Source organism: Gimibacter soli (assembly GCF_028463845.1).
GTDB classification, from domain to species: domain Bacteria; phylum Pseudomonadota; class Alphaproteobacteria; order Sphingomonadales; family Kordiimonadaceae; genus Gimibacter; species Gimibacter soli.
The window spans coordinates 779901-806096 of sequence record NZ_CP116805.1 but is presented as its reverse complement, the minus strand read 5'-3'; the positions used below and the strand labels follow the sequence as shown (position 1 = coordinate 806096).

The 26196-nt window shown below is 61.8% G+C and carries 26 protein-coding genes and 1 tRNA gene; 16 read left to right on the top strand and 11 right to left on the bottom strand.

Annotated features, from left to right (window positions below; genetic code table 11):
• Nucleotides 1–12: 12 nt before the first annotated feature.
• Nucleotides 13–378, bottom strand: coding sequence for an Mpo1-like protein (locus tag PH603_RS03850; RefSeq protein ID WP_289504622.1), 366 nt, complete (start codon nt 376–378; stop codon nt 13–15).
• 184 nt (nt 379–562) lie between these two features.
• On the opposite strand from PH603_RS03850, the gene PH603_RS03845 reads away from it, so the two are divergent.
• From PH603_RS03845 to PH603_RS03790, 12 genes are all read left to right on the top strand, one after another.
• Complete coding sequence (locus PH603_RS03845) at nt 563–1003, top strand: MerR family transcriptional regulator (protein ID WP_289504621.1); 441 nt, start codon at nt 563–565, stop codon at nt 1001–1003.
• Between the two features lie 66 nt (nt 1004–1069).
• Nucleotides 1070–2863: an acyl-CoA dehydrogenase C-terminal domain-containing protein gene (locus tag PH603_RS03840; RefSeq protein WP_289504620.1), complete on the top strand. Its 1794-nt coding sequence runs from the start codon at nt 1070–1072 to the stop codon at nt 2861–2863.
• Nucleotides 2864–2895: 32 nt separating this feature from the next.
• Complete coding sequence (locus tag PH603_RS03835; protein ID WP_289504619.1) at nt 2896–4101, top strand: acetyl-CoA C-acetyltransferase; 1206 nt, start codon at nt 2896–2898, stop codon at nt 4099–4101.
• A gap of 20 nt (nt 4102–4121) precedes the next feature.
• The gene (locus PH603_RS03830) at nt 4122–6332 is read left to right on the top strand and encodes a 3-hydroxyacyl-CoA dehydrogenase NAD-binding domain-containing protein (RefSeq protein ID WP_289504618.1); all 2211 of its coding nucleotides are present in this window, start codon (nt 4122–4124) and stop codon (nt 6330–6332) included.
• Between the two features lie 93 nt (nt 6333–6425).
• On the top strand, nt 6426–7079 hold the full coding sequence (locus tag PH603_RS03825; RefSeq protein ID WP_289504617.1) for a B3/B4 domain-containing protein: 654 nt from the start codon (nt 6426–6428) through the stop codon (nt 7077–7079).
• Between the two features lie 5 nt (nt 7080–7084).
• The gene (locus PH603_RS03820) at nt 7085–7906 is read left to right on the top strand and encodes a crotonase/enoyl-CoA hydratase family protein (RefSeq protein ID WP_289504616.1); all 822 of its coding nucleotides are present in this window, start codon (nt 7085–7087) and stop codon (nt 7904–7906) included.
• 2 nt (nt 7907–7908) lie between these two features.
• Nucleotides 7909–8343 carry a YqaA family protein gene (locus PH603_RS03815; protein WP_289504615.1) on the top strand — a complete coding sequence of 145 codons (435 nt, stop codon included), beginning with the start codon at nt 7909–7911 and terminating at the stop codon, nt 8341–8343.
• A gap of 97 nt (nt 8344–8440) precedes the next feature.
• Nucleotides 8441–9088 (top strand): phosphoribosylanthranilate isomerase, encoded by a 648-nt coding sequence (locus PH603_RS03810; protein WP_289504613.1) that lies wholly within the window; start codon nt 8441–8443, stop codon nt 9086–9088.
• 47 nt (nt 9089–9135) lie between these two features.
• Nucleotides 9136–10353, top strand: coding sequence for a tryptophan synthase subunit beta (trpB, locus tag PH603_RS03805; protein WP_289504612.1), 1218 nt, complete (start codon nt 9136–9138; stop codon nt 10351–10353).
• A 9-nt stretch (nt 10354–10362) separates the two neighbouring features.
• Nucleotides 10363–11190, top strand: a complete 828-nt coding sequence (trpA, locus tag PH603_RS03800; RefSeq protein WP_289504611.1) for a tryptophan synthase subunit alpha — start codon at nt 10363–10365, stop codon at nt 11188–11190.
• 44 nt (nt 11191–11234) lie between these two features.
• Nucleotides 11235–12110, top strand: a complete 876-nt coding sequence (gene accD / locus PH603_RS03795) for an acetyl-CoA carboxylase, carboxyltransferase subunit beta (RefSeq protein WP_289504610.1) — start codon at nt 11235–11237, stop codon at nt 12108–12110.
• Nucleotides 12111–12154: 44 nt separating this feature from the next.
• Nucleotides 12155–13474, top strand: coding sequence for a bifunctional folylpolyglutamate synthase/dihydrofolate synthase (locus PH603_RS03790; protein ID WP_289504609.1), 1320 nt, complete (start codon nt 12155–12157; stop codon nt 13472–13474).
• A gap of 3 nt (nt 13475–13477) precedes the next feature.
• Here the strand turns inward: PH603_RS03790 and PH603_RS03785 are convergent, their stop codons facing one another.
• The 9 genes from PH603_RS03785 to PH603_RS03745 all read right to left on the bottom strand — a co-directional run bounded on the left by PH603_RS03785 (nt 13478) and on the right by PH603_RS03745 (nt 23972).
• Complete coding sequence (locus PH603_RS03785; protein ID WP_289504608.1) at nt 13478–14635, bottom strand: flagellin; 1158 nt, start codon at nt 14633–14635, stop codon at nt 13478–13480.
• Between the two features lie 254 nt (nt 14636–14889).
• Entirely contained in the window at nt 14890–16803 is a 1914-nt protein-coding gene (gene htpG, locus PH603_RS03780) for a molecular chaperone HtpG (RefSeq protein ID WP_289504607.1), read from the bottom strand.
• Nucleotides 16804–16895: 92 nt separating this feature from the next.
• Nucleotides 16896–17951: a DUF4340 domain-containing protein gene (locus tag PH603_RS03775; RefSeq protein ID WP_289504606.1), complete on the bottom strand. Its 1056-nt coding sequence runs from the start codon at nt 17949–17951 to the stop codon at nt 16896–16898.
• 11 nt (nt 17952–17962) lie between these two features.
• The gene (locus PH603_RS03770; protein WP_289504605.1) at nt 17963–19822 is read right to left on the bottom strand and encodes a Gldg family protein; all 1860 of its coding nucleotides are present in this window, start codon (nt 19820–19822) and stop codon (nt 17963–17965) included.
• The gene (locus PH603_RS03765) at nt 19822–20559 is read right to left on the bottom strand and encodes an ABC transporter permease subunit (protein WP_289504604.1); all 738 of its coding nucleotides are present in this window, start codon (nt 20557–20559) and stop codon (nt 19822–19824) included. The genes PH603_RS03770 and PH603_RS03765 overlap by 1 nt, the downstream gene beginning before the upstream one ends.
• On the bottom strand, nt 20556–21503 hold the full coding sequence (locus tag PH603_RS03760; RefSeq protein ID WP_289504603.1) for an ABC transporter ATP-binding protein: 948 nt from the start codon (nt 21501–21503) through the stop codon (nt 20556–20558). The genes PH603_RS03765 and PH603_RS03760 overlap by 4 nt, the downstream gene beginning before the upstream one ends.
• A 96-nt stretch (nt 21504–21599) precedes the next feature.
• Nucleotides 21600–22286, bottom strand: coding sequence for a glutathione S-transferase family protein (locus PH603_RS03755; protein WP_289504602.1), 687 nt, complete (start codon nt 22284–22286; stop codon nt 21600–21602).
• A 311-nt stretch (nt 22287–22597) separates the two neighbouring features.
• Nucleotides 22598–23293, bottom strand: coding sequence for a head GIN domain-containing protein (locus PH603_RS03750; RefSeq protein ID WP_289504601.1), 696 nt, complete (start codon nt 23291–23293; stop codon nt 22598–22600).
• 13 nt (nt 23294–23306) lie between these two features.
• On the bottom strand, nt 23307–23972 hold the full coding sequence (locus PH603_RS03745) for a GIN domain-containing protein (protein WP_289504600.1): 666 nt from the start codon (nt 23970–23972) through the stop codon (nt 23307–23309).
• A 219-nt stretch (nt 23973–24191) separates the two neighbouring features.
• Here PH603_RS03745 and PH603_RS03740 point away from each other — a divergent pair, with 219 nt between their 5' ends.
• From PH603_RS03740 to PH603_RS03725, 4 genes are all read left to right on the top strand, one after another.
• Complete coding sequence (locus tag PH603_RS03740; protein WP_289504599.1) at nt 24192–24548, top strand: DUF2794 domain-containing protein; 357 nt, start codon at nt 24192–24194, stop codon at nt 24546–24548.
• A gap of 103 nt (nt 24549–24651) precedes the next feature.
• Entirely contained in the window at nt 24652–24981 is a 330-nt protein-coding gene (locus tag PH603_RS03735; protein ID WP_289504598.1) for an ArsR/SmtB family transcription factor, read from the top strand.
• Entirely contained in the window at nt 24971–25474 is a 504-nt protein-coding gene (locus PH603_RS03730; RefSeq protein ID WP_289504597.1) for an SRPBCC domain-containing protein, read from the top strand. The genes PH603_RS03735 and PH603_RS03730 overlap by 11 nt, the downstream gene beginning before the upstream one ends.
• A gap of 8 nt (nt 25475–25482) precedes the next feature.
• Complete coding sequence (locus tag PH603_RS03725; protein WP_289504596.1) at nt 25483–25896, top strand: SRPBCC family protein; 414 nt, start codon at nt 25483–25485, stop codon at nt 25894–25896.
• A 69-nt stretch (nt 25897–25965) separates the two neighbouring features.
• On the opposite strand, the gene PH603_RS03720 is transcribed toward PH603_RS03725, so the two are convergent.
• Nucleotides 25966–26040 (bottom strand) — tRNA-Thr (locus PH603_RS03720).
• Nucleotides 26041–26196: the final 156 nt, after the last annotated feature.

Here is a 26196-nt window from a genome sequence, read left to right as displayed (position 1 = left end):
GGTGAAGCGACGTCAGACCCGGTTCACGGCCCCGGTGCCGCCCGCGTAAAGCTTGTCGGCTTCTTCAAGCGCGGGTTTCAGGCGGCCGGTCATCCACAGCCACAGCATCTTGTAGTCGCCCATCCAGCTCCAGCCCGGATAGGTGAAGGTGGCGGGCTTGTTATGTTCGATGAAAAAGTGGCCGACCCAGGCGAAGCCATAGCCGATCAGCGGATACAGAAGCAGCATCCACCACTGCATGGTGACAAGCGCATAAAGCGCCACGCCGGTGCCAAGAAGCGTGCCCGTATAATGCAGCGCCCTGCAGGTCGGCACCGAATGCTCGGCCAGATAATAAGGGAAAAATTCCTTGAATGACGTGAACCGGTTGCTGCTCATCGAAACCCCTCCTTGGTGTCCGAGTCGCGCGGTTTTCATCGCCGCGCCTCGCGGATTATCAAACTCTCCCGTCTAAAAACATAAGCCTATTCAAGCCCCAAGGCAATCGCCTGCGTCGCGTGTTGACGTTTACGTTAACGTAAAGTAGCGTCACTGCCGGATGGGAAAGGGAATTGAAGGCCCCATGGGCGAGCTTGCCTACAGTATCAAGGATCTGGCTGCGGAGTTCGGTATCACCGCCCGCACGCTGCGGCACTACGAGGAACAAGGCCTCGTGGCGCCGGCGCGCGTTGGCCAGAACCGCACCTATTCAGCTGCCGACCGTGTGCGGATCGCGTGGATCCTGCGCGGCCGCCGGGTTGGCTTCTCCCTCTCCGAAATTGCCGATATGCTACAGCTTTACGAATTGGGGGACGGGCGCGAGACCCAGCGGCAGGTGACCCTTGCCAAATGCCGGGAGCGGATCGCCGCCCTCGAGGCCCAGCGCGCAGATATCGACGAGACGATCACCGAACTGACCGGATTTTGCGACACGCTTGAAAATCTGGTGTCTGCCCCCGGCGGCCGATGGGTCCTCAAGGACACGGGCGAGCCGCCGCAGCTTCGAAATCCATGGGACGGCTGAGTGAAAGCCGCCCGCGATACCCTCTCCAGAACCGAAACAGACTGACCAGACCCTGAGGAAAGAGCCATGCCAAGCTACAAGGCCCCCGTCAAAGACATGATGTTCCTGCTGAACGACGTTCTGCAGGTCGGCAACTATTCGAACCTGCCGGGCTACGCGGATGCGACGCCGGACCTGGTTTCGGCCATCCTCGAGGAAGCCGCCAAGTTCGCCGAACGCGAACTTCAGCCCCTCAATCTTTCGGGCGATCAGGAAGGCTGTATCCGCGCCGACAATGGCGACGTGACGACGCCGAAAGGCTTCAAGGAAGCTTACGCCAAATATGTGGAAGGCGGCTGGGCCGGCCTCACCGCCGACCCCGAGTTTGGCGGGCAGGGCTTGCCCCACGTCCTCGGCATCTGCCTTGAGGAAATGATGGTTGGCGCCAACCACTCGTTCGCCATGTATCCCGGCCTCTCCAACGGCGCCATGGCGGCGATCCGCATCGACGGCACGCAGGAGCAGAAAGAGACCTATCTGCCGAAGATGGTGGAAGGCCTCTGGACCGGCACCATGAACCTGACCGAGCCGCATTGCGGCACCGACCTCGGCATGCTGCGCACCAAGGCCGACCCGCAGGCCGACGGCACCTACAAGATCACCGGCACCAAGATTTTCATCTCGGCCGGCGAACATGACATGAGCGACAATATCATCCACCTGGTGCTCGCGCGCCTGCCCGATGCCCCCAAAGGCACCAAAGGCATCTCGCTCTTCATCGTGCCCAAATTCCTTGTGAAGGAAGACGGCAGCCTTGGCGAACGCAACGGCGTCATCTGCGGCTCGCTCGAGCACAAGATGGGCATCCACGCCAACTCGACCTGCGTGATGAACTATGACGAAGCGACCGGCTACCTGATCGGCGAACCGAACAAGGGCCTCCGCTCCATGTTCATCATGATGAACGCCGCCCGCCTTGGTGTGGGTGTGGAAGGCCTTGGCCATGCCGAGGTCGCCTACCAGAATGCCGTGGCCTACGCGAAAGACCGTCTGCAGGGCCGCAGCCTTAAGGGCCCGCAGTTCCCGGACAAGCCGGCCGACCCGATCATCGTGCACGCCGACGTGCGCCGCAACCTGATGAACGCCCGTTCCTTCGCCGAAGCCGCCCGCGGCATCGCGCTTTGGGCCGCCCTTCTGGTGGACCAGTCGCATAATGCACCGACCGAGGAAGAGCGCGACGAAGCCGAAGATCTGGTCGGTCTCCTGACCCCCATCATCAAGGGTGTCTTCACCGACCGCGGCTTTGAATCGTCCGTGGCCTGCCAGCAGGTGTTCGGCGGTCATGGCTATGTGGCTGAATGGGGCATGGAACAGTTCGTGCGCGATGCCCGCATCAGCCAGATTTACGAAGGCGCCAACGGCATCCAGGCGCTGGACCTTGTGGGCCGCAAGCTGCCCTCCAAAGGTGGCAAGGCCATCCAGATGCTGTTCAAACTGATCGGCGAGGAAATCGCCGCCAACAAAACCGCCGGCGGCCTTGATGATATCATCGAGCCGATGGAAAAGGCGCTCGCCAGCTGGCAGCGCGCCACCCTGTGGCTGATGCAGAATGCGATGGCGAACCCGGACAATGCCGGTGCTGCCTCCACGCCCTACATGCACCTCGCTGGTCATGTCATTCTGGGCTATATGTGGCTCAAGATGGCGCGGGTCTCAAAAACCGCCCTTGAAGACGGTACGGACGACCCCACCTTCCATGAGAACAAGCTGGTCACCGCACGCTATTACATCAAGCGCCGCATGACCGAAACCCGTGCGCTTCTGGCCGAAATCGAGTCCGGGTCGGAAGAATTGATGGCGCTCGCCGCCGAAGCGTTCTGATCCGATACAATCCTTGAGGAGGGAGAGACCCAATGACCGAAGCTTTCATCTATGATGCCGTGCGCACCCCGCGCGGCAAGGGGCGGGCCGATGGCGCGCTGCATGAAATCACCCCGATCCAGCTGTCGACCCAGATGCTGGAAGCCGTGCGGGACCGCAACAATCTCGATACCTCGCTGGTTGATGACGTGGTCCTCGGCTGCGTGTCGCCCGTGGGCGAACAGGGCGCCGATATCGCCCGCGTTTCGGCCATCAATGCCGGCTATTCGGAACAGACCGCAGGCTTCCAGGTGAACCGCTTCTGCGCCTCAGGCCTTGAAGCCGTGAACATCGCGGCTGCCAAGGTCATGTCGGGCGAAGCCGATTTCGCCATCGGCGGCGGTGTGGAAAGTATGAGCCGCGTACCCATGGGGTCGGACGGCGGCGCATGGCCGGTTGATCCGTCTGTGGCCTTCAAATCCTATTTCGTGCCGCAGGGCATCTCGGCTGACCTCATTGCCACCAAATATGGCTACAGCCGCGATGATGTGGATGCCTACGCCGTTGAAAGCCAGGTCCGCGCCAAGAAATCGTGGGATGAAAAGCGCTTCACCAAGTCGATCGTGCCCGTGAAGGACGTGATCGGCATGAGCGTGCTTGGCCATGACGAATTCATGCGGCCGGAGACCACCATGCAGTCGCTTGGCGCCCTGAAGCCGTCCTTCGTGCAGATGGGTGAAATCGGTTTCGATAACGTCGCCCTGCAGCGCTATCCGGAAGTGGAGCGGATCAATCACGTGCACCATGCGGGCAACTCGTCGGGCATCGTGGATGGTTCGGCTGCTGTGCTTGTCGGCTCCAAAGACGCAGGCTCCAAAGCCGGCCTCAAGCCGCGCGCCCGCATCCGCGCCATGGCATCGGTCGGCTCCGAGCCCACGATCATGCTGACAGGCCCCTCGTTCGCCGCTGAAAAAGCGCTGAAGAAAGCCGGCATGAAGGCATCGGATATCGACCTTTACGAACTGAACGAGGCCTTCGCGGCGGTCGTCCTGCGCTTCATGGAAGCCCTGAATGTCGACCATTCGATCATGAACGTGAACGGCGGCGCGATTGCCATGGGTCACCCGCTTGGTGCCACCGGCGCCATGATCCTCGGCACCGTGCTGGACGAGCTGGAGCGCACGAACAAGTCGACCGCACTTGTCACGCTTTGCATCGGCGCCGGCATGGGCACCGCCACCATCATCGAACGCGTCTGATACCGGGGGAGTTTAAGACCATGAGCAAGACCATCCGTTTCGAGGTTGACGGCGACGGCATCGCCCTCCTCACCATCGACCTGCCCGGCGCCAGCATGAATGTGTTCAACGCCGACCTGATCGCCGACCTCGACGAAGCCGTCGACAAGGTGCTTGGCGATGCTGCCATCAAGGGTGCCGTGATCACCTCGGGCAAGCCCGCTTTCCTCGCGGGCGCCGATCTCAACATGCTGGCCTCGTCGGGCGACAAGCCGATGACGCTGGAACAGGAGTTCGAAAACGCTTTCCGCCTGAACAGCATCTTCCGCAAGATGGAAACCGGCGGCAAACCGAAGAAGCAACTGGCCCTTGAAGGCACCAAGCCCTTTGCGGCAGCTGTAAACGGCCTCGCCCTCGGCGGCGGCTTCGAGCTCGTCCTCGCTTGCCACCACCGTGTGGTAGCCGACGATCCGAAACTGCAGCTGGGTCTGCCGGAAAGCCAGGTCGGCCTTCTGCCGGGTGGTGGCGGCACACAGCGCCTGCCGCGCATCATCGGCATTCAGGGGGCGGCACAAGCCATCACCACCGGTGCACCCTTCAACCCCGTTGCCGCACAGGGCCTTGGCATCGTGCAGGCTGTGGTGCCCGCCGACAAGGTTGTTGAAACCGCCAAGGATTGGGTCAAGAAAACCCCGTCGGCGCTTGCCGCGTGGGACAAGAAAGGCTTCAAATATCCGGGTGGCGCCGGCGCCATGAACCCGGCTGCAGTGCAAACCTTCATCGGTGCCAACGCCATGGCGCAGAAGCAGACCCAGCACAATTACCCGGCCATTCAGGCGATCCTGTCGTGCCTCTATGAAGGCGGCGTCGTCGATTTCGACACCGCGATCCGCATCGAGAGCAAATATTTCCTGAAGCTTCTCAAAGACCCGGTAGCCGGCAACATGATCCGCACGCTCTTCATCAACAAGGGTGCGGTCGAGAAAGGCTCGCTTCGCCCGGCTGGTTTCGAGCGGAAAACCGTCAAGAAGCTCGGCATGCTCGGTGCCGGCATGATGGGTGCGGGCGTGGCTTACGTGTCCGCCAAGGCCGGTATGGACGTGGTCCTGCTGGACCGCGACGCAGCCGCTGCCGAGAAGGGCAAGGACTATAGCCGCAAGCTCGTTGAAAAAGGTGTGTCGCGCGGCAAGGTCTCGAAAGAGAAGGGCGAAGCCCTCCTCGCCAAGATCCAGACGACGTCGGACTATAATGACCTCGCCGACTGCGACCTGATCATCGAGGCCGTGTTCGAAGACCCGTCGATCAAGAAAGACGTGACCGAGAAAACCGAAGCCGTGATCGGCAAGGATATCGTGTTCGCCTCGAACACCTCGACGCTGCCGATTTCGGGGCTGGCCAAAAACTTCACCCGCCCGCACCAGTTCATCGGCATTCACTTCTTCTCGCCAGTGGACAAGATGCCGCTCGTGGAAATCATCCTCGGCGAGAAAACCGACGATGCAACCCGCGCCCTCGCGCTCGATTATGTGGCCCAGATCAAGAAAACCCCGATTGTCGTTAACGACAGCCGCGGCTTCTACACCAGCCGCTGCTTCGGGACCTATGTGATGGAAGGCTATTGCATGGTGCAGGAAGGCGTGACCCCGGCACTGATCGACAATGCAGGCAAAATGGCCGGCATGCCGGTCGGACCCCTGGCGGTTGGCGACGAAGTCGCGCTCGATCTGTCCTACAAGATCGGCAAGGCAACCCGTGAAGCCCTCGGCTCGGCCTATGTTGCGTCGCCGGCCGATGCCTTTGTCGAGAAGATGGTCGTGGAACTGGAGCGTTTCGGCCGCAAGAACAGCAAGGGTTCCTACGAATATCCGGCTGACGGTTCGCCGAAGCATCTGTGGCCCGGCCTCGCCGACCACTTCCCGGTTTCCGCTGACCAGCCGAGTGTCGATGAAGTGAAGACCCGCCTTCTTGTGCGTCAGGCCGTGGAAGCTGCCCGTTGCTTCGAGGAAGGTGTGCTGATCGATGCGTCGTCCGGCGACATCGGCGCCATCTTCGGCTGGGGCTTCGCGCCCTGGACCGGTGGTCCCTTCAGCTATATCGACACGATGGGTGTGGCCAATTTCGTGGCCGTGGCCGAGCGTCTGGCGCAAGCCTACGGCAGCCGCTTCACGCCGCCGAAGCTCCTGAAGGATATGGCTGCCAAGGGCGAGACCTTCTACAAGAAGGGCGACCCGCGCGGCAAGCTTGCAGCCTGAGGGCGTGTCCGCAAACACCCTTGATTAAGCATCTGCAGGGCCGCATGCTGCGGCCCTGCCCTGTTTCCGGGCCAGCACGAACGGAGCGAACCGGTGAGCAAATTCATCTACTCGATCGATCCGGAATTTGCCGATTACGGCGTCGATGTCTGCCTTGGCACTTTCGTCACCCCTGTGGCCATCCGCCCCTCGCCTGAACCTTTGGTTGCGGCTGTCGCTGAAGCGGCAGACGCGCGCCGCCAGTCGATGCTTGGCGAGGCGGCCTCCAGTGACCCTGTAGTTCAGGCCACGCGCCGCGCCTTCAAGGGCTGCGGCAAGGACCCGAGCCGCTATCGCCCTTCTGCCGAAAGGCTGATCCGCCGCGCCATCGGAGCGCTTGAAATCCCGTCCATCAGCAATGTGGTGGATGTGTGCAATCTCGTGTCGCTGAAGACCGGCTTTTCCGCCGGGGTCTATGACATTTCATGGATCGTCGGCGACTGCATGCTGCGCGTCGGCGACGCCGGCGAGAGTTACGAAACCGTCGGCAAAAGCGAAGTGAATATCGATGGCCTGCCGGTCTTTTTCGATGAAAAAGGCCCCTTCGGCAGCCCCTATATGGATAGCCTCCGCACTGCTGTGGACGGAGATACCGACATCATGCTGTTCGTCCTTTATGGCCTCAACAGCCCGAAGGACGATATCCGCACCGCGACCGAGCTGGCCGCGCATCTCATTGAAACCTGGTGCCTGCCTGAAGGAGCCTGACCGCCATGACCTACGAAACGCTGACCCTGACGATCGAAGGCCCCGTCGCCACCGTGACCATGAACCGGCCGGACAAGATGAATGCGATGAACGCCGCCTATTTCGGCGAGATGCAGGCGGTGTTCGCAGCCATTGACGACAATCCCTCGATCCGCGCCGTGATCCTGAATGCGAACGGCAAGCATTTCACCGCAGGGCTTGACCTCATGGATACCGCCAATGTGATGGGCGACACGAGCGGCGACCCCGCCCGTGCGCGCGACCGCCTGCGCCGCCGCATCCACTGGCTGCAGGACGCCATGAGCGTGGTGGAACGCTGCCGCGTGCCGGTGATTGCCGCCGTCCACGGCGCCTGCATCGGCGGCGGGATCGACCTTATCGCCGCGGCCGATATCCGCATCGCGACGACCGACAGCTGGTTCGCCATCAAGGAAGTCGATGTCGGCATTGTCGCCGACCTCGGCACCCTGCAACGCGCCCGCCATGTGCTCTCGGATGGCCTTGTCCGTGAACTGGCCCTCACCGGTCGCCGGGTAGAAGCAGCCGAGGCCCTGTCGCGCGGGCTGGTGACCCACCTGCATGAAAGCCGCGATGCCCTGATGGCCGCCGCGCAGGAAATGGCCGCGCTTATCGCGTCCAAAAGCCCGCTTGCGGTGGTCGGCACCAAGGCGGTGATGAACCATGCCCGCAACCATACAATCGAGGACGGGCTTGAATATGTGGCCACATGGAATGCCGGCATGCTGATCGGGGAAGACCTGATGAAGGCGGCCGCCGCCTCCATGACCAAACAGCCGGCCGATTTCAAAGACCTGCTGGCAGGCTGATCTTGACCGAGCTTTCAGCCCTTGGCGGCCTCTTCCTGGCCGCCTTTCTGGCTGCGACCATCCTGCCCGCCCAGTCTGAAGCCCTGCTCGCCGGCCTGATCGCCGGCGGCGCCGCGCCGGTCATGGCCCTTGTGGCCGTCGCCACCGTCGGCAATGTGCTCGGCAGCCTCACCACATGGGGCCTTGGCCTCGGGATCGAACATTTCCGCCACCGCCGCTGGTTCCCCGTGAAGGAAGAAGCGCTTGCCCGCGCCCGGCGCACCTATGCCCGCTGGGGCCGCTGGACGCTTCTCCTCAGCTGGGTGCCTTTCATCGGCGATCCGCTGGTGCTGGTGGCCGGGGTGATGCGCGAACGCTTCTATGTGGTGCTGCCTCTCCTCATTGTCGCCAAACTTGGGCGTTATCTTGTGATCGCTGCCCTTGTGCCTGCGGGCTGAACGGAACTGTCACAATTCGCTTGCGCGGGTTGCGGTGCCGCCACTAGGCTCTGCCCCAACCAACAAGAATTGACAGCCTGGACACCGACAGAGACCTATGCCGCCACGTGTGAAGATTTGCGGGCTGAAGCGCCCTGAAGACGCCCTGACCGCCGCCCGGGCAGGTGCCGATTACCTCGGTTTTGTGTTTTTCGAGCGCTCCCCGCGCCACCTGACAATGACAGACGCCGTGCGCCTGCGCGACCGCCTGCCGCATGGGCCCGAACGCGTCGGTGTGTTTGTCGATCCTGATTTCGCGCTCCTCAGTGCCGCCGTCGATGCGCTCGATCTTGACTGGATCCAGCTGCACGGCGACGAGACCCCCAAATTCGCGAGCCTCGTGCGCGCCCGGTTCGGCCTCAATGTCATCAAAGCCCTGCCGGTGGCCACAGTCGCTGATGTGGCCGACGCCCGGCGCTGGTACGGCCATGCCGATGCGCTGCTCTTCGATGCCAAGCCCCCGGCCACGCCGGACGCGCTGCCCGGCGGCAACGCGGTAAGCTTCCCGTGGGAGCTGATGAAAGGCCAGGATATCGCCCTGCCCTGGTTCCTCGCGGGCGGCCTGACGCCTGATAATGTGGCCGAGGCCATCCGGGCGAGCAATGCCCCGGCGCTTGATATTTCCTCCGGCGTCGAATCCGCGCCCGGCGAAAAGTCGGCAGAGAAGATTGAGGCCTTCCTAAAAGCTGCCAAAAGCCCTATCTAGGCATGGCATAAACCCAGCGCGACCCTCTCTCCCCGAAGGACGAAACGATGGCGGACGCCCCGAACAGTTACAGGACAGGCCCCGACGAACGCGGCCATTTCGGCCAGTTTGGCGGCCGTTACGTCTCCGAAACCCTGATGCCTCTCCTGCTTGATCTCGAGAAGGAATATGCGAGGGCAAAGGAAGACCCTGCGTTTCTGGCGGAGCTTGCCGAGCTCAACCGCGTCTATATCGGTCGCCCGAGCCCGCTTTATTATGCCGAGCGCCTGACCGAGCATCTGGGCGGCGCCAAAGTCTATTTCAAACGCGAAGAGCTGAACCATACCGGCGCCCACAAGATCAACCATGCCATCGGGCAGGTGCTTCTGGCCAAGCGCATGGGCAAGACCCGTGTGATCGCCGAAACGGGTGCCGGGCAGCACGGGGTGGCCACCGCCACCGTTGCCGCCCGCTTCGGGCTTGAATGCACCGTCTTCATGGGGGCGGTGGATATCGAGCGGCAAAAGCCGAACGTCTTCCGCATGAAGCTTCTGGGCGCTGAAGTGCAGCCCGTGACCTCGGGCTCCGCGACCCTGAAGGACGCGATGAACGAGGCGCTCCGCAACTGGGTGACCAACGTTCACGACACTTTCTACATCATCGGCACCGTGGCCGGGCCGCACCCCTATCCGATGATGGTCCGCGATTTCCAGTCGATCATCGGCATCGAGACGCGCGAGCAGATCATGGAAGCCGAAGGCCGCCTGCCGGACCGGCTGGTCGCCTGCGTCGGCGGCGGGTCGAACGCCATGGGCCTGTTCCACCCCTTCCTTGATGAGCCGACTGTTGCCATGGACGCCGTGGAAGCCGCCGGCCACGGGGTTGATACCGACCAGCATGCCGCTTCCATCACCGGCGGCACACCGGGCGTGCTGCACGGCAACCGCACCTACCTGTTGCAAACGCCGGACGGCCAGATCGCCGAGGCACACTCGATTTCTGCCGGGCTCGATTATCCCGGCATCGGGCCGGAGCATGTGTGGCTGCACGAAGCGGGCCGTGTGAATTATGTGTCGGCAACCGACGACGAGGCGCTCGCCGCCTTCCGCCTGACTGCCGAGCTTGAAGGCATCATTCCGGCACTGGAATCGAGCCACGCCATCGCCCATATCATCCGTATCGCGCCCGATCTGCCGAAGGATCATGTGATCGTGCTCAATCTTTCCGGCCGCGGCGACAAGGATATCTTCACCGTCGCCAAGGCGCTTGGCGCCGATATCGCCTGAGGACCGCCGATGACCCGCTTGACCGACCGCTTTGCCGCCCTCAAGGCCGAAAATCGCGCCGCACTTATCCCCTTCATCGTGGCGGGCGACCCCGACCATGCCACCACCTTCGATATCCTGAAGGGTCTGCCTGAAGCAGGCGCCGACATTATCGAGCTCGGCATGCCCTTCTCGGACCCGTCCGCCGATGGCCCGGCCATCGAGAAAGCGGCGGGTCGCGCGCTGAAGGCAGGCGCCAGCATGGTCCGCACGCTTGATCTCGTTCGTGATTTCCGCAAGGGCGACATCACGACGCCGATCGTGCTGATGGGCTATTTCAACCCCATCATGGCCTATGGCATCGATGCCTTTGTGAAGGACGCGGTGAATGCGGGCGCCGACGGGCTGATCATCGTTGACCTGCCGCCCGAGGAAGATGCCGAACTGCGCGAGCCCGCAACCGCCGCCGGCCTCAGCGTCATCCGCCTTGCCACGCCGACCTCCACAGACGCACGGCTCGCCACGATCCTCGATGGCGCCAGCGGTTTCGTCTATTATGTATCGGTTGCAGGTGTGACCGGCCAGAAATCGGCGGCTTCCACCGATATCGCCGCCGCCGTTGCCCGTATCCGGGCGCAAAGCGACCTGCCGGTTGCCGTGGGCTTCGGCATCCGCACGCCCGAACAGGCGGCCGAGGTGGCAGCCCATGCTGACGCTGCCGTTGTGGGGTCCGCCATCGTATCGCGGATCGAGGCAGGACTTGACGCCGCGGGCAAACCGGAAGATGGTCTCGTCCGCGAAGTGCTCGGATTCGTTTCCGGGCTGAAAGCGGGCGTGGCCCGGGGCCGCAAGCCCTGAGAGCCGAAAAGATACCGCGTTAAAGTATTCGAGGGGTACCGTCGATGAGCTGGCTTACCAACTATGTGAAACCGAAACTCCAGCGGGTGCTGAGCTCCCGCGAGACGCCGGACAACCTGTGGCACAAGTGCAAAGCCTGCGGCCAGATGATCTTCCAGAAAGATTTCGAGGCCAACCAGTATGTGTGCGGCCACTGCGATCATCATGACCGCGTGCCCCCCGCCGGTCGCTTCAATGCCCTGTTCGACGACGGCCAGTTCGAGCTGATGAGCCTGCCCCGCCCGGTGCAGGATCCGCTCAAATTCCGCGATTCCAAAAAATATACCGACCGCATGAAGGCCGCCCGCGCCGATACCGGCGATGACGACGCCATCAAGGTGGCCTCGGGCACCATCGGCGGCACCGACGCGGTTGTCGCCGTGCAGAACTTCTATTTCATGGGCGGCTCGATGGGCATGGCCGTGGGTGATGGCATCATCGCCGGCGCCCGCCAGGCGCTGAAACAGAACGCGCCCTTCGTGATGTTCACGGCCTCGGGCGGCGCCCGCATGCAGGAAGGCATCCTGTCGCTGATGCAGATGCCGCGCACCACCGTGGCGCTGCAGATGCTGCGCGACGCGGGCCTGCCATACATCGTTGTCCTGACCGACCCGACCACCGGCGGCGTTTCGGCCTCCTACGCCATGCTTGGCGATATCCAGATCGCTGAACCCGGCGCCATGATCGCCTTCTCGGGCCCCCGCGTGATCGAACAGACGATCCGCGAAAAGCTGCCTGAAGGCTTCCAGCGCGCCGAGTATCTGAAGGATCACGGCATGGTCGACCGCGTGGTGCACCGTCACGCGCTGAAGGACGAACTTGCAACCCTTCTCAAACTTGTCATGGGCGGCCAGTATCGTCGCCGCGCCGCTGCGGAATAGGGGCATTCCCGCCCGATCTTCCGCCTGAACGGGGGCCCGCCCAGATGGATACGACCGGCAGCGACGCCGTGCTTGCGCGGCTCATGCATCTGCATCCGAAGCTGATCGACCTGTCGCTCGGCCGGCTGACCTGCCTTCTGGACCGTCTTGGCAACCCTGAAAAGAAGCTGCCGCCCGTCGTGCACATTGCCGGCACCAACGGCAAGGGATCGACAACCGCCACGCTCCGCGCCATCGCTGAAGCCGCCGGTTATCGTGTGCATGTTTACACCTCGCCGCATCTCGTCCGCTTTGCCGAGCGTATCCGCGTGGCTGGCAAACTGATCGAGGAAGACGCCCTCACCACCCTTCTTGAAGAATGCGAAGCCGCGAACGGCAGCGATCCCATCACCTTCTTCGAGGTGACGACCGCCGCCGCCTTCCTTGCCTTCTCGCGCGTGCCGGCTGACCTTTGCATCCTCGAGGTCGGCCTTGGCGGGCGGCTTGATGCCACCAACGTGATCGACAAGCCCATCGCCTGCGCCATCACGCCCGTGAGCTTTGATCACCAGCAATATCTGGGTGAAACGATCGAGGAAATCGCCGGCGAAAAAGCCGGCATCATCAAGGCTGGCGTTCCAGTGCTCGTCGGCCCGCAGCTTGGTGCCGCGAACCAGGTGATCAAGGCGAAGGCGCAGGGCCTGAAAGCACCGGTCAAATTCTTCAAGGCGGACTGGCACGCAGCACCCGCGGAGACCGGCGACAGCTTCCATTACCGCGACGAGATGGGCAAGCTGACCCTGCCGCTGCCGTCCCTGAAGGGCCTGCACCAGATCAACAACGCCGGACTCGCCGTCGCCATTGCCCGCACACAGAAGGCCCTGCGCTTGCCCGAAGCCGCGATCCGCGCCGGCATGGGCTGGGTGCGCTGGCCCGCACGCCTGCAAGACCTTGCCGGCAGCAACCTGCACAAGCTGTTGCCCGAGGGCGCCACGCTCATCCTGGACGGCGGCCACAATCCCGCCGCTGCCGGCATTCTGCGCCCCGTGCTGCAGGGCGCAGAGCCTGTGACCCGCCCGGTCACACTCGTGATGGGCATGATCAACACCAAGGACGTGGCAGGCTTCCTGAAGCCGCTCGCCGGGCTTGTCTCCCGCGTGATAGCCGTGCCGATCGAAGGCGAAACCGCCGCCGTCGACCCCGCCTATATCGCCGCCACCGCAACCGATATCGGCATCAGCGGCACCGTGGCGCGCGACGTGCCAGCGGCGCTTGCAATGGTATCGGCCACCACCAAGCCGGGCGAGACGCCGTTCGTGATGATTGCGGGATCGCTGTATCTGGCAGGTCGCGTGCTCAGGCACGCCGGGCTTTACCCGGACTGAGGCTTAGCGGAAGAGGCCAAGAACCGACTGCGGCGCCTGATTGGCAATGCCAAGCGCCTGCAAGCCCAGCTGTTGCTTGGTCTGGAAGGCCTGCAGCAGGGCGCTTTCCTTGGCGAGGTCAGCATCCACCAGATTGCCGATACCCACTTCAAAGCCGTCCGAAAGCTTGGTGGTGAAGCCCTTCTGGATTTCAAGCCGCTTGGACGTGGAGCCAAGCTTGGAAAGCGCGGCATTCACGGTGTCGATTGCTGTTTCAATGGCGGCTGCAACCGACCCTGCGCCACTCGAGCCGCCGCTCAGGCTCGCAAGATAGGAGCCGCCATCAATCACATATTCATTCGTCTGGTCGATCTTGCTGAGGCCGACCGACGACGTGATAGTCCAACCCGTGTCGTCGCCAGCAAACCAGGCCAACAAATCCGGACTAACGTCGCTCGGCTTGGTTGATCCATCAATCCGCGAAAGTACCGTACCGCTGCTGATCCAGCCCTCATCGATGAAAATCTGATCGAAAATATCCGTATACGGAGTGGCACCGTCGGTATTGCCTGTAAGATAGGTTGCGAAGGGAAAACCCGTGATGCTTGAGGCTATACTGGTCGTCGTATAGGCCGAGCCCCCGCCACCCGTCGACGCAATCGACGCGGCGCTCAGGCCAAGCCCCGAAAGGCTCAGGTCGCCGAAGGTTCCCGAAATTGTATTAGCAGTCGATCCGCTTTCGTCGGTGATCGCCGACAGCGAGTCACCCAACAGAAGATTGGTGCCATTGAAGCTGGCATTCCTGGCAATGCTGTCGATCTGGTCACGCAGCTGCGCGAAATCGTCATTGAGCGAAGTTCGGCTGTCATCATCAAGGCCCGGGTCCTTGGCAGCCACCGCTTTTTCTTTCATTTCGATAAGAAGGTCAGAAATGGCTTCGCCGCCAGCGATGGCCACATCAAGCGTGGACAGAGCACGGTCCAGCGACCCCTGAACGGCGCGCAGGCCAGCGACGTTGCCACGCATGCTTTGGGCAATAGCAAAAACAGCCGCGTTATCCTTGGAGGATGCGACCTTCAGTCCGGTGTTGACGCGACTTTGGGAGCGCTCAAGCGAGCTGCTCGTCGTCGTCAGATTTTGCAGGGCCTTGAACGCGCCTGCGTTGGTGTTCACCGAGAACATCAGCTTCTGCTACTACACGTGCCGCTTTCGGCGGCGCCTTGGCATTCTTGCCGGTGGGGCATACTGCTCCGATAAAATTTTATGCAAACGGCGTGCCGATCCGGGAAAAGTGATTCATTTTCAGATTCCCCGCAGGAATCCGCGCAAAAGGAAACGGGGCGCGCTAACACCCCGTTCCGACTCATCTTTTCGATGTAGGCAATTTTTGCAGGGCGGCAACATATGCCGTCGCCCACACAGGCAATTTTTGCCGCTCAACCCAGCGCCTTGACCATCACCTCACCCACGCGGCGGGCGAAAGCTGCCGGGTCTTCCGGTACTTCGCCCTCGAGAATGCGGGCCTGATCATAAACGAGATGCACGGCATCCTTCAGGCTGTCGGCCGCACCCTTTTCGCCCGCCTTGGTGGCCAGCGCCACGATCAGCGGGTGGCCGGGGTTCACTTCCAGAATACGCGCCGACAGGTGATCGAGCTTCTTGTGTGCCTTCAACAGGCGCTCAAGATGCATGTCCATGGCGCTTTCATCGGCCACAAGGCAAGCCAGCGTTTCGGTCAGACGGTCGGAGGCGCGGACCTCCTTCACATTGTCACCAAGCACCTCTTTCATCAGCACGGTCAGCGCCGCCATGGCGCCTTCGGTGGCCTTGGGCTTTTCGGCGTCTTCCGCCTTGTCTTCGCCTTTGATGTCCTTCAGGTCGCTGCCGCCACGGGTGATCGACTGGAAGGCATGGCCTTCATGCTCGGTCACCATCTGCAGCCAGAATTCATCGACCGCATCCGCCAGCACCAGCACTTCAACGCCCTTGGCCTTGAAGCCTTCAAGCTGCGGCAGGCGGCGGGCGGCGGCTTCGTCAGGGCCGGTGACATAATAGATGGCCTTCTGGCCTTCCTTCATGCGGGCCACATAGTCGGCAAGGGTCGTCCAGCCATCGCCGTTCGTCGATTTGAAGCGCGCGAGCTTGAGGAGCTGCTCGCGGCGCTCGTGATCTTCATAGATGCCTTCCTTGAGGACGGCACCGAAGTTCGCCCAGATAGCCTCGAACTTGTCCTTGTCGCTTTCGGCAAGCTTTTCGAGCTCGCCCAGCACGCGCTTGACGATGGCTTTCGACATACGGGTGACGAGCGGATTGTTCTGCAGCATCTCTCGGCTGACATTGAGCGGCAGGTCCTGGCTATCGACCACGCCTTTCAGGAAGCGCAGCCAGCCGGGGACCAGCTCGCCCGTATCATCGGTGATGAAGACCTTCTTCACATAAAGCTTCACCTTGGGCTTGCGGGCGGGATCGAAAAGATCCATCGGCGAGGCGCCCGGAATATACAGAAGCACGGTATATTCCTGCATGCCTTCGGCCTTGTAATGCAGCGTCAGGGCCGGGTCGTCCCACGCACGGGCGACATGGTGGTAAAATTCCTTATACTGCTCTTCCGTCACATCCGCCTTGGGGCGGGTCCAGAGGGCGGAGCCTTCGTTGACGGCAGCGGCTTCGGCGTCCTCAGCCTGATCCTTCGCCTTCACCGCCAGCGTGATCGGCACGCCGATATGGTCGCTATAGGTGCGGATGATGGTCTCAAGCCGGAATTTCTTCAGGAATTCGTCGGCATCTTCCTTGATATGCAGCACGATATCGGTGCCGCGCGATGCCTTCGCGGCGGGTGCCACGGTATAGGTACCCTCACCGTTGCTTTCCCACACATGCGCCACGTCTTCGCCGGCGCGCTTCGAGGTCACCGTCACCTTGTCGGCCACCATGAAGACGGAATAGAAGCCGACGCCGAACTGGCCGATCAGCTGTACGTCTTTCTTGGCATCACCCGTCAGCTTTTCGGCAAAGCCTGCAGTGCCCGAGCGCGCGATGGTGCCAAGGTTGGCAATCAGGTCATCGTGGCTCATACCGACGCCGTTGTCGGAAACGGTCAGCGTGCGGGCGGCTTCGTCCACCGCGACCGAGATTTTGAAGGCCGGGTCACCGGCAATCAGCGCGGCGTTCGTCAGCGCTTCGTAGCGCAGCTTGTCGCACGCGTCCGATGCGTTCGAAATCAGCTCGCGCAGGAAAATCTCGCGGTCGGAATAAACGGAATGAACCATCATATGCAGAAGGCGCGATACTTCCGCCTCAAACCCACGGGTTTCTGCGGTCTCTGCTGCCTGCTTCACATCATCAGCCATGGTTGTCCTCTGTTTCACTCATCAAAAATGGAAAGGGGCCGGAATGGCGCGTGCCACTCCATGCCCCCGATTTAGGGAACGCTTTCGCGGATTCAAGACTGGTCGAGGGACGAGGTGACTTCTGTTTGCGTCACAAAGCCCGAACGATCCTTCAGAAGGACCTTCGCATCCGTCTCGGCAAGCTTGTATAGCCAGCCGTTCACCTTGGCCTTGATGGCCTCCGCCTCGGCGGCACCGTCTTCGGGTGCGTCGGGCAGGATGCCGGGCTCGCCCTGATCGCGCGCCGTGGCATCGAAGAAGGCAACAGGCCGCGCCCAGGTGGCATCATCGAGCGCATACAGCTCCAGCATGATGGTGAGGCCGTCGTAGGTTTTCAGCGATACGGTCTGCTCGGGTGCCACTTCCAGCCCTTCAAACGACCGTACATCGGTGGCCGTCAGCGCCGTCAGGATATGGGCGGGTTCGCGCAGTTTCCACGCGCCTGCCGGCTTTTCGTCCTCACGCGCCGTCAGCACGCTGAAATCGGTGGCATCAAGGCCGCGCGACAGGGTCACGCCTGAAAGGGTCACTTCCGCCACCCGGCTTTCCTTGATGTCAAACACCTGCGGTTCGATCCAGAAAGCGGGGTCGGCCGACACCTCGGCCATATCGGTGACGAGCCACGAGCGTTCCTCATCCGGGCGGATCACATAGGTGAGCGACTTGCCATCTGGATGCGCGCGGCGCTTGCCCTGTTTGAAGGCGGCCAGCATCTTGTCATTGGCGCCCATCACCTCGATGGCGGGGGCATCCGGCCCGAGGCCCACTTCAACAAGCCCGCTTTCGCTGCCCGTCTTGGGTTCGCGTCGGGTGGAGGTAACAAGGCCGCGCAGGAAGGTCAGCACCTTGGCTTCGTCCGCCGGGTAACCACCGCGTTCCTCAAGGGTCCAGCCTGCGTCGCCCTTCATGAGGGTGACATGGCCTTTGCCGTCCTTGGTCCAGACCTTGGCTTTCACCGCCTCGTTGATACTGGTCTCAAGCCCCGGGAAGGTCGGCTCGCCGCGGGCGCCATGCTCGCGGGTCGGGTCTTCCCCGAACAGGACCCAGATGGCAGCCAGCACGGCCACAAGGGTCAGCCAGCCAAGGATATTGGTGGTGCGTTCGGTCATCTCTCTTCCCTTCAACCGGCGGTCCGGCGGCGCCGGACATACGCCCGGCCGAGTGCAGCGAGTACCAGAAGGATCGGTATGAGCGCAATGTTGATGAAGGCAAGGCGGTGGCCAAGCCCCTCGATTTCGGCGCGCAGCTCGCGCTTCACTTCCCGCAGTGCCTTTCGGGTTTCCACAAGCTCGGTGCGGAAACGTTCGATTTCGGCTTCCTGCTCGGGCGAGAAGACAGTCTGGCCTTCCGGTACCTGGCCTTCAAGCTCGGCAAGGCGCTGTTCGGCGGATTGCAGCTTTTCTTCCAGCGCCTGTTCTTCCGACCGGTAGTGCGCATCTGCCTCGCGGCGCATTTCCTCGACCTTCACGAAAGGCCGACGGGCAATGCCGCGGGCCCGCAGATCAAGCAGCGCTTCGGAGCCCGCGATATGGTCGGCAAGGTTCAGCACGAAGCTGCCGTTGCCGGCCACAGGCACCGCCATGCGTTCGCCCATGAAATTCTGGACCTGTACCCAGAAACGGTCATCGAAAAGGTCGCTGTCCGCCACCAGCACCAGATTGATGCTGCCCTCGGCTACGCCACCGGCATCCACCGTCGGTGCGTCCACCTTCACCCTGTCCGGGAAGGCGGATTTGGCGGGGCCGGAAAGGCGCGCGCCGATGATGTGATTCTTGCCGTCCGACACCAGATCGCGCATCAGCCCGTCCGGGTCCGGCATGCCAACCGCGCGGGAAGCATCGAACAGCATCGAGGCCGAGCTTGAGGTAATCAGCGGCGTCACGGTCGTTGTGGCACCTTCCACCGGCTCAAGCACACCTGTGCTCGCCAGATTGAGCGTGTTGACCGTGCCGGTCACCACATCGTCCGCGTTCAGGTTCGATTTGCCGATATTCAGCCAGAAGACATAATCCTTGACCGAATCAGGCCCGTAACCGCCCATCTGCACCCGCTGGGCGAGGGCAGCGTCCCCCAGAACCTTGCCTTCCGGCATCTCCACGCCCCAGGCCTTCAGAAGGACCCCGAGGGCTGACGGCGAGGGTTCCATGGCGCGCGGGTTCATGGCTTCCGAATGCGGATCAAGGAACACAAGCGCGCGGCCGCCTTTCAACACAAACTGGTCGATGGCGAAAAGCTGGTCGTCGTTCAAGGCCGGCGGCTGCACGATCATCAGGACATCGGTTTCAGCCGGGATTTCGGTGAAGTCCTCGGCAATTTCCTGCACGTCGTAAAATTCGCGAAGCTGCTCATAAAGCACATAGGGCTGTGCCTGACCCGACATCATGGCCTGCGGGCCACCGGGGCCGAACTGCATGGGCAGTGCGGTCAGAAGCGTCAGCCGTTTCTTGCCCGCGTCCGAAAGCGACCCGATGAGTTTGACGAGATCATATTCAAGAAACTGCTCGCGCTCCTGGCTGAAGAAGGGGATCGAGGCTTCGCCGTCCACCGCGTTGCGTGCGGCAAGGCCCAGATAGAGCGTCGAACCATCCGAAAGCGGCACGCCCTTGAGGCCGGCTTCCACCGCGCGGTCCTCGTCTTCCGAGAAAGGCTCGGGTTCGATCACATTCAGGATGATCTTGCCGCCCGACCGGCTGGCGAGCGTCGCCACCAGATCCTCGATCCGCTTGCCGAACGACAGGAGCTGCGGATAGGGCGTGGCGAGTGCGCGCGAGAAATAGAGATCGAAGGTCACGGGTTCGCCCAGCGCCGCGATTGTCTCGATCGTGCCATCCGACAGGGTATAAAGCCCGTCTTCGGTGAGGTCGAGGCTGACCCCGCGCAGGAACCGGTCGCCAAGGATGGTGACCGACAGGAACAGCAGCACCATCAGCGCAATCAGCGCCCCGGGGCGCGCCGTCAGTCTGGACATGAGGTTACCCATCAACCGGCCTCCCGCTTGCTTTCAACGATCACCCGGTTGATGCCGAGCCAGAGGGCAATCACGGTGAGGAAATAGACAACGTCGGAAAGGCCGACAACACCCTTCTGCAGATTTTCAAAATGCGCAAGGAACGACAGATCGGCGACCATGCCGACAAGCGGCCCGGGCAGGAGCCCGCCTGCGGTGTCCAGCACCATCGGCAGGCCCGACACCATGAAAAGGAAACAGACGGATACGGCCAGAATGAAGGCCACAACCTGGTTCTTGGTGAGCGCCGACATGGCGGCCGCGATGGCGAGATAGGCGCCCGCCATGAGGAGGGAGCCAAGATAGCCCGTGACGATCACGCCGTTATCGGGATCGCCAAGCCAGTTGACGGTGATCCAGATCGGCAGCGTCATCGCCAGCGCAAGGCCGGTGAAGGCAAAGGCCGCGAGATATTTGCCGGCAATCACCGCGCCGGTGTTCACTGGCAGGGTGAGGAGCAGCTCAAGCGTGCCGGATTTGCGTTCTTCCGCCCAAAGGCGCATGCCGATGGCCGGCACGAGGAACAGGTAAAGCCACGGGTGATAGGCGAAGAAGGAGACAAGGTCGGCCTGCTCGCGCTCGTAAAACTGGCCGACATAGAAGGTGAACAGCCCCTGCATCACAAGGAAGATCACAAGGAACACATAGGCAAGCGGCGTGGCGAAATAGCTCGCGAATTCGCGCCGGAAGATGGTCATCATATCCTTCATGCTGCCTTCCCCGTCGTTACGCTGCGGAACACATCGTCAAGCCGGCCGCCATCGACCGAGAACTGGCTGACGTGCCAGCCGTGTTTGGCCACAAGGTCACCGACCGCATCGGCGATTTGCGCTGCGGGCTTGGCGAGGATCGTCAGCCGGGTACGGTCGCCCTCGCCCGCGGTTTCCACGCCAGCGACCCCTTCAAGCGCACGGGCGGCATCCGCCACGGCGTCGGCGTCGGCAGACGGCACCAGCATCGTCACAGCACCCACATAGATCGACCGTGCCTTCAGGGCAGAAGGCGTGCCATCGGCCACAATGCGTCCGGCATTGATGATCACCGCGCGGCTGCACAGTGCCTCGACCTCTTCAAGGATATGGGTCGAGATGATGATGGCGCGCTCGGCCGACATCGCGCCGATCAGGCGGCGCACTTCATGCTTCTGGTTGGGGTCAAGGCCATCGGTCGGCTCGTCCAGGATCAGCACATCAGGCGCGTGCAGGATGGCGGCAGCAAGGCCAACGCGGCGCTTGAAACCCTTGGACAAGGTCTCGATCCGCTGCTCCATCACCTTTTCCAGCTGCACGGCACCGGCAGCGTCGCGCACGGCTTTTTCGGCAGCAGCCCCTTCGATACCGTGGGCAGCAGCGATGAAGGCAAGGAAGCCAGCCGGCGTCATGTCGCCGTAAAGCGGTGCGCCTTCCGGCAAGTAGCCGATGCGGCGGCGCGCGGCGGCATTGCCGGCGGTGACGGTTTCACCGCACACGATGGCCGACCCGGCACTTGGCGCCAGAAAGCCCGTCAGCATTTTCATGGTGGTGGTTTTACCGGCGCCGTTGGGCCCCAGGAAGCCCAGCACTTCGCCCTTCTTCACAGAAAGCGAGATACCATCCACGGCGCGAAGCGGCCCGAAGTGTTTCTTCAGGTCTCGCGCTTCGAGAAGCACATCCATCCGTCAAATCCCCCGATTGGCTGTGGGTCGGCAGGGGCCTGCCGCTCTGTTCGCTAGATAGGCCAAGGAGGGTGGGCTTGCAAGCCCCACTCCGGTTCAGGCGCGCGTTGCCCGGTCCATCACGCCGCCCATCTCGGCATCCATCCGGGTGCGCCAGTCGACAATCGGGCCAGCGCCTTCGAGCACGTCAAAGCCGCTCACCACATGCGGCCACATCAGCGTACCCATCAGGGCGAAATCGGCAAAGCCCGGCCGGTTGCCGCCAAGATAGGGCTGGCGTTCAAGTGTGGCCCGCACGGGGGCAAGGCCCTTCAGGAACTGGGCGTGCGCTGCCTCGCGCCCGGCCTGCGCCTCTTCAAGGCTGCGGCCTAGGTACTTTTCGCGGGTCTGGCGGAAATAGACGGCATTCTCGTCATCCAGCACCGAGGCGATATCGGCGACAATCATCGGGAAGATGCCAAGAACGACGGTACGATTGAGCCATTCATTGAAGAAACGCGCTGGCGCACGGCCTTCTTCCCCGCCGAACACCGTGCGGTCGGGGTAGGCGGCATCGAGATAGCAGGCGATATCGAAACTGTCGGCGACCCAGCGGGCGCCGTCTTTCAGCACCGGGACGGTTTTCGACCCGGCGGGTTCGATGCTCGGTTTATCGAGGAAACGCCACGGGATGCCTTCGAAGGCCAGCCCCTTGTGTTCGAGGATCAGCCGGACACGCCACACATAGGGGCTGAAACGAAGGGCGGGATCGCGCCCGCATAGTTCGAATAATTGACGTACCATGGCTTCCCCGTCGGTCTTTGCCGAAGCCTAGCGGAAAAGCGGTGCACGCTGAAAGGGAAAGTCGAGAAAAGTAAAACTGGCCCAGCCGGGGGTATGCGAAGATTGAGGGGGCTAGGGGTTCAGTTCTTCGCAGTGGCTGGGCCAGTCGAGGCCAACAATCAGATGGTCGGCCCGCATTGCGGCCCTCTGCGGGCCCAAATGTGGCAAGAATGTGGCAATTTGCTTTTCCGGAAAGCGACCGGCGCAGAAAAGAAATCCGCCAGCGAAGCGGCAAAGCCTCGCTGGCGGAAAAATCTTGCTTGTTGAACCGGTTATTCGACCGAAACGTCGCCCGAGCCGTTCACGCTGGTTTTCACCTTGACCGGTGCGCCGGTGATGGTGATATCGCCCGAACCGCTCATCGAGGCTTTAACTTCCTTCGTGGCATGCACCCGGATATCGCCCGAACCGCTGCCGTCCGCCACCGCGACCTCGCATTTAAGGCCGCTCGCGTCCACATCGCCCGAACCGTTCACATCAGCTTCGACTTCGGTACAAGTACCGGATGCATCAACATCACCCGAACCGTTCACCGAAAGCTCAACCTTGCCGACCATGGCATTTTTGAGCGAGGCATCGCCCGAACCATTGACGGCAAGCTCGAAGCTTTCGCCCTTGGCGCCGTCCACTTCGATATCACCTGAGCCATTCATCGAAGCCTCGGTAAGCGACGGGACAGTGATATCGACCCGCAGCTCGCGGATATTTTGGTAGCTGCCGCGCTTCATCTTGATCGTCAGCTCATCACCGCTGACCTCGGTCACCACGCGGTCCATGATGTCGGCGTCGGCCGTCACCTTCACCGACTGGGCAGGGCCGACCTTCACAAACACGTCGAACGAACCATCGACCTCGATTTCGGTGAAGCTCGCCAGATCACGCGTTTCGGTGACAGCCTTGTCAGCCGCATAAACGCCGGGCGAGGTGATGATCGCGGCCAAAAGGCCGGCTTTGAAAATGCTGCTCATGGATATACCTTCCTCAGTCAGCGTCGCTGATGGAGCCGATGCCGTTGATCTCTTTCTTCACCTTGGCAGGCTTGCCATAGATGGTGAGCGAGCCAACGCCCGAGATTTCGGCGCGGATGCTTTCGCTCGCATAGATGCGGCCATTGCCGGCACCGGCGATATCAACATCGGCATTCTTGCATTTGAAGTCGCGGGCATCGATGTCGGCCGCACCCGCAGCATCCACATCAAGATCACCGCATTCACCATCGATCGAGACATGGACGGCACCGCCCACATCAATCGAGAATTTCTCGGCCTTGATATCCTTCAGCTTGCCATCAACCGCGCCGCCCACATCAAGGGCTTCAAGCGTCGGCACAGTGATCGTCACGGTCACGTCTTCCGTGTCGTTGCCGCCCCACCAGCTCTTCTTGCGCTCCAGATCGATGATCAGCTTGCCATTCTTCACCTCGGTGACGACCTTTTCAAGATAGTCAGTCGGGGCTTCAACCGTGACTTTCTGGTCCTTGCCGCCGGTCACATCCAGCGTCACGGCGCCGCGCACTTCAATCTCGGTGAAGGCGTCAACGTCACGGGTTTCGGTCTTGGTGTCGCCTGCCGCAATCGGGCTGGCAATCAGCAGGGCGCCGACGCCTACAGCAGCCATCAGGCCAACGGCAACTTTGGGCATAGTCATTTCGCAGTCTCCTCGCTCGTCTTTGTGTCTGTCGTTCATACCCGCTTGGGCGGGCTTCTTTATATCAGGTTGATATATACTACGCCCAAGCACCCCGAGGTCAAGCCGAAAGAGCTGTGCCCCGCAGATGTCCCCTAAGCTTGCCAAACCCCGCTGTTTGCGGCAAACTTTCTGTCACAAAGGTCGGAAGCGCCGGCCTTTCGGGACCCACGGGAGCGTATGGAGGACAGTAACCCGATACCGCTGTTTTCCCACCCCGGCAACGGCCGCGCCGTCGCCCGGGTCTATATGCTGCGCCCAGAGCTTTCCAAAATCCTCAATTATTATGGCCGCATGGTCGCCGCCGGCGAATGGAAAGACTATGCGATCGACCACCTGCCCGACCGCGCCATCTTCTCGATTTTCCGGCGCGCCAGCGAAATGCCGCTTTATACCATCGTCAAGGAACCGGCGCTGAGTGCCGCGCAAGGCATGTGGCGCATCACGGGAACAGCCGGCCAGATCCTGAAACGCGGCCATGACCTCGACAAGCTCCTCGCCTATTTCGACGCCAAACTCCTGAAAGCCGTGGACTGACAAGCCACAACGGCTGGGTTGTCAGTGAATGCATTTTTCTATTGCGCAACTGATTGATTGCGTATAAACATGCAACCGATCAGTTGCCAATGAGGTTCCGACGATGAAACGTGACATCTTCCAGGCCATAGCCGACCCCACCCGCCGGGCCATCATTGTGCTGATCGCCGGCCACGCGATGACGCCGAACGCACTTGCCGACCATTTCGAGGTGTCGCGCCAGGCCATCTCCAAACATATCCAGATCCTCAATGAATGCGGGCTTCTGGATCAGGAAAAGGCGGGGCGCGAAATCCACTACCAGCTCAAGCTCGAGAAGATGCAGGAGATCGATATGTGGCTCGAACAGTTCAGAAAGCTCTGGGAAACCCGCTACAGCCAGCTCGACAGCCTTCTCGCCACCCTTAAGGAAGAAAAAAGCCATGAAGCCTGATCTCCGGTTCGATTTCCTTGTCGACAAGGAAAAGAACGCCGTCACCATTCACCGCGAATTCAATGCCGGCCGCCAGCCGGTGTGGGATTGCCACACGAAAAGCGAGCTTCTGGACCGCTGGTTCGCACCGAAGCCCTTCACCACCGAAACAAAGTCCATGGAGTTTCGCGAAGGCGGCCACTGGCACTTCGCGATGATCGACCCCGAGGGCAAGAAATACTGGAGCCTGCAGGAATACCGGTCGATCAGCCCGATCGACAGTTACAGCGCCTACGATGGCTTCTCGGACGAAACCGGCGCTCCGAACATGGACATGCCCCGTTCCACCTGGGACGCAACCTTCACCGACGCCCCCTCCGGCCGCACCATGGTCACGACCATTGTGGTTTATGGTTCGCTCGCCGACCTTGAGACCGTGCTGCAGATGGGCATGCAGGAGGGCCTTACTTCAACCCTTGAGCGGCTCGACGAGCTTCTCGCAACCTTTGGATAACAAGAGTCATGACAGCGACAAAAATCACCATCGAAGCCACCGTCAATGCCACCCCGGCGAAGGTTTGGGAATGCTGGACGGAACCCGCCCACATCACCAAATGGAACTTCGCGTCCGATGACTGGTGCTGCCCGCACGCCACAAACGACCTCCGGACCGGTGGCAAATATTCCGCCCGCATGGAAGCGAAAGACGGCAGCTTCGGCTTCGATTTTGAGGTCATCTATGATGAGGTCGTGCCGATGCAGCGCATCGCCTACACAATGCTTGATGGCCGCGCCGCCGTCGTCAGCTTCGAGGAAGCAGGCGGTGCCACGAAGGTCACCACCACCTTCGATGCCGAAGCACAAAACCCGGTCGAGATGCAGCGCGACGGCTGGCAGGCGATCCTGAACAATTTCAAGAAATACACCGAGGCCTGAGCCTCGCTAACGGCTCCAAAATCCCGAAAAACAAAAGCCCCGCTCGAAAGGCGGGGCTTTTTGTTCGGATGGTGCCGCTGGGCAGGATTGAACTGCCGGCCTCGTCATTACCAATGACGCGCTCTACCACTGAGCTACAGCGGCCCGCCGATAACTTGCCGGGGCAGATGCCCGGCAGGCGAAACGCCGCCCTTCTAAGGTTTGTAGCCACCCCCGTCAATAGGCTTTGAAAAGAATCTTGGGCTGCGGGCGCGAAACCCCAGCCGGGGGCTTGTCATTCCGCCGGGCATTGGGCATAGC

Bases quoted from the DNA above. Each gene is read 5' to 3' on its own strand.
- PH603_RS03850 (WP_289504622.1), bottom strand. From the start codon at position 378: ATGAGCAGCAACCGGTTCACGTCATTCAAGGAATTTTTCCCTTATTAT.
- PH603_RS03845 (WP_289504621.1), top strand. From the start codon at position 563: ATGGGCGAGCTTGCCTACAGTATCAAGGATCTGGCTGCGGAGTTCGGT.
- PH603_RS03840 (WP_289504620.1), top strand. From the start codon at position 1,070: ATGCCAAGCTACAAGGCCCCCGTCAAAGACATGATGTTCCTGCTGAAC.
- PH603_RS03835 (WP_289504619.1), top strand. From the start codon at position 2,896: ATGACCGAAGCTTTCATCTATGATGCCGTGCGCACCCCGCGCGGCAAG.
- PH603_RS03830 (WP_289504618.1), top strand. From the start codon at position 4,122: ATGAGCAAGACCATCCGTTTCGAGGTTGACGGCGACGGCATCGCCCTC.
- PH603_RS03820 (WP_289504616.1), top strand. From the start codon at position 7,085: ATGACCTACGAAACGCTGACCCTGACGATCGAAGGCCCCGTCGCCACC.
- PH603_RS03810 (WP_289504613.1), top strand. From the start codon at position 8,441: ATGCCGCCACGTGTGAAGATTTGCGGGCTGAAGCGCCCTGAAGACGCC.
- trpB (WP_289504612.1), top strand. From the start codon at position 9,136: ATGGCGGACGCCCCGAACAGTTACAGGACAGGCCCCGACGAACGCGGC.
- trpA (WP_289504611.1), top strand. From the start codon at position 10,363: ATGACCCGCTTGACCGACCGCTTTGCCGCCCTCAAGGCCGAAAATCGC.
- accD (WP_289504610.1), top strand. From the start codon at position 11,235: ATGAGCTGGCTTACCAACTATGTGAAACCGAAACTCCAGCGGGTGCTG.
- PH603_RS03790 (WP_289504609.1), top strand. From the start codon at position 12,155: ATGGATACGACCGGCAGCGACGCCGTGCTTGCGCGGCTCATGCATCTG.
- PH603_RS03785 (WP_289504608.1), bottom strand. From the start codon at position 14,635: ATGTTCTCGGTGAACACCAACGCAGGCGCGTTCAAGGCCCTGCAAAAT.
- htpG (WP_289504607.1), bottom strand. From the start codon at position 16,803: ATGGCTGATGATGTGAAGCAGGCAGCAGAGACCGCAGAAACCCGTGGG.
- PH603_RS03775 (WP_289504606.1), bottom strand. From the start codon at position 17,951: ATGACCGAACGCACCACCAATATCCTTGGCTGGCTGACCCTTGTGGCC.
- PH603_RS03770 (WP_289504605.1), bottom strand. From the start codon at position 19,822: ATGGGTAACCTCATGTCCAGACTGACGGCGCGCCCCGGGGCGCTGATT.
- PH603_RS03765 (WP_289504604.1), bottom strand. From the start codon at position 20,559: ATGAAGGATATGATGACCATCTTCCGGCGCGAATTCGCGAGCTATTTC.
- PH603_RS03760 (WP_289504603.1), bottom strand. From the start codon at position 21,503: ATGGATGTGCTTCTCGAAGCGCGAGACCTGAAGAAACACTTCGGGCCG.
- PH603_RS03755 (WP_289504602.1), bottom strand. From the start codon at position 22,286: ATGGTACGTCAATTATTCGAACTATGCGGGCGCGATCCCGCCCTTCGT.
- PH603_RS03750 (WP_289504601.1), bottom strand. From the start codon at position 23,293: ATGAGCAGCATTTTCAAAGCCGGCCTTTTGGCCGCGATCATCACCTCG.
- PH603_RS03745 (WP_289504600.1), bottom strand. From the start codon at position 23,972: ATGACTATGCCCAAAGTTGCCGTTGGCCTGATGGCTGCTGTAGGCGTC.
- PH603_RS03740 (WP_289504599.1), top strand. From the start codon at position 24,192: ATGGAGGACAGTAACCCGATACCGCTGTTTTCCCACCCCGGCAACGGC.
- PH603_RS03735 (WP_289504598.1), top strand. From the start codon at position 24,652: ATGAAACGTGACATCTTCCAGGCCATAGCCGACCCCACCCGCCGGGCC.
- PH603_RS03730 (WP_289504597.1), top strand. From the start codon at position 24,971: ATGAAGCCTGATCTCCGGTTCGATTTCCTTGTCGACAAGGAAAAGAAC.
- PH603_RS03725 (WP_289504596.1), top strand. From the start codon at position 25,483: ATGACAGCGACAAAAATCACCATCGAAGCCACCGTCAATGCCACCCCG.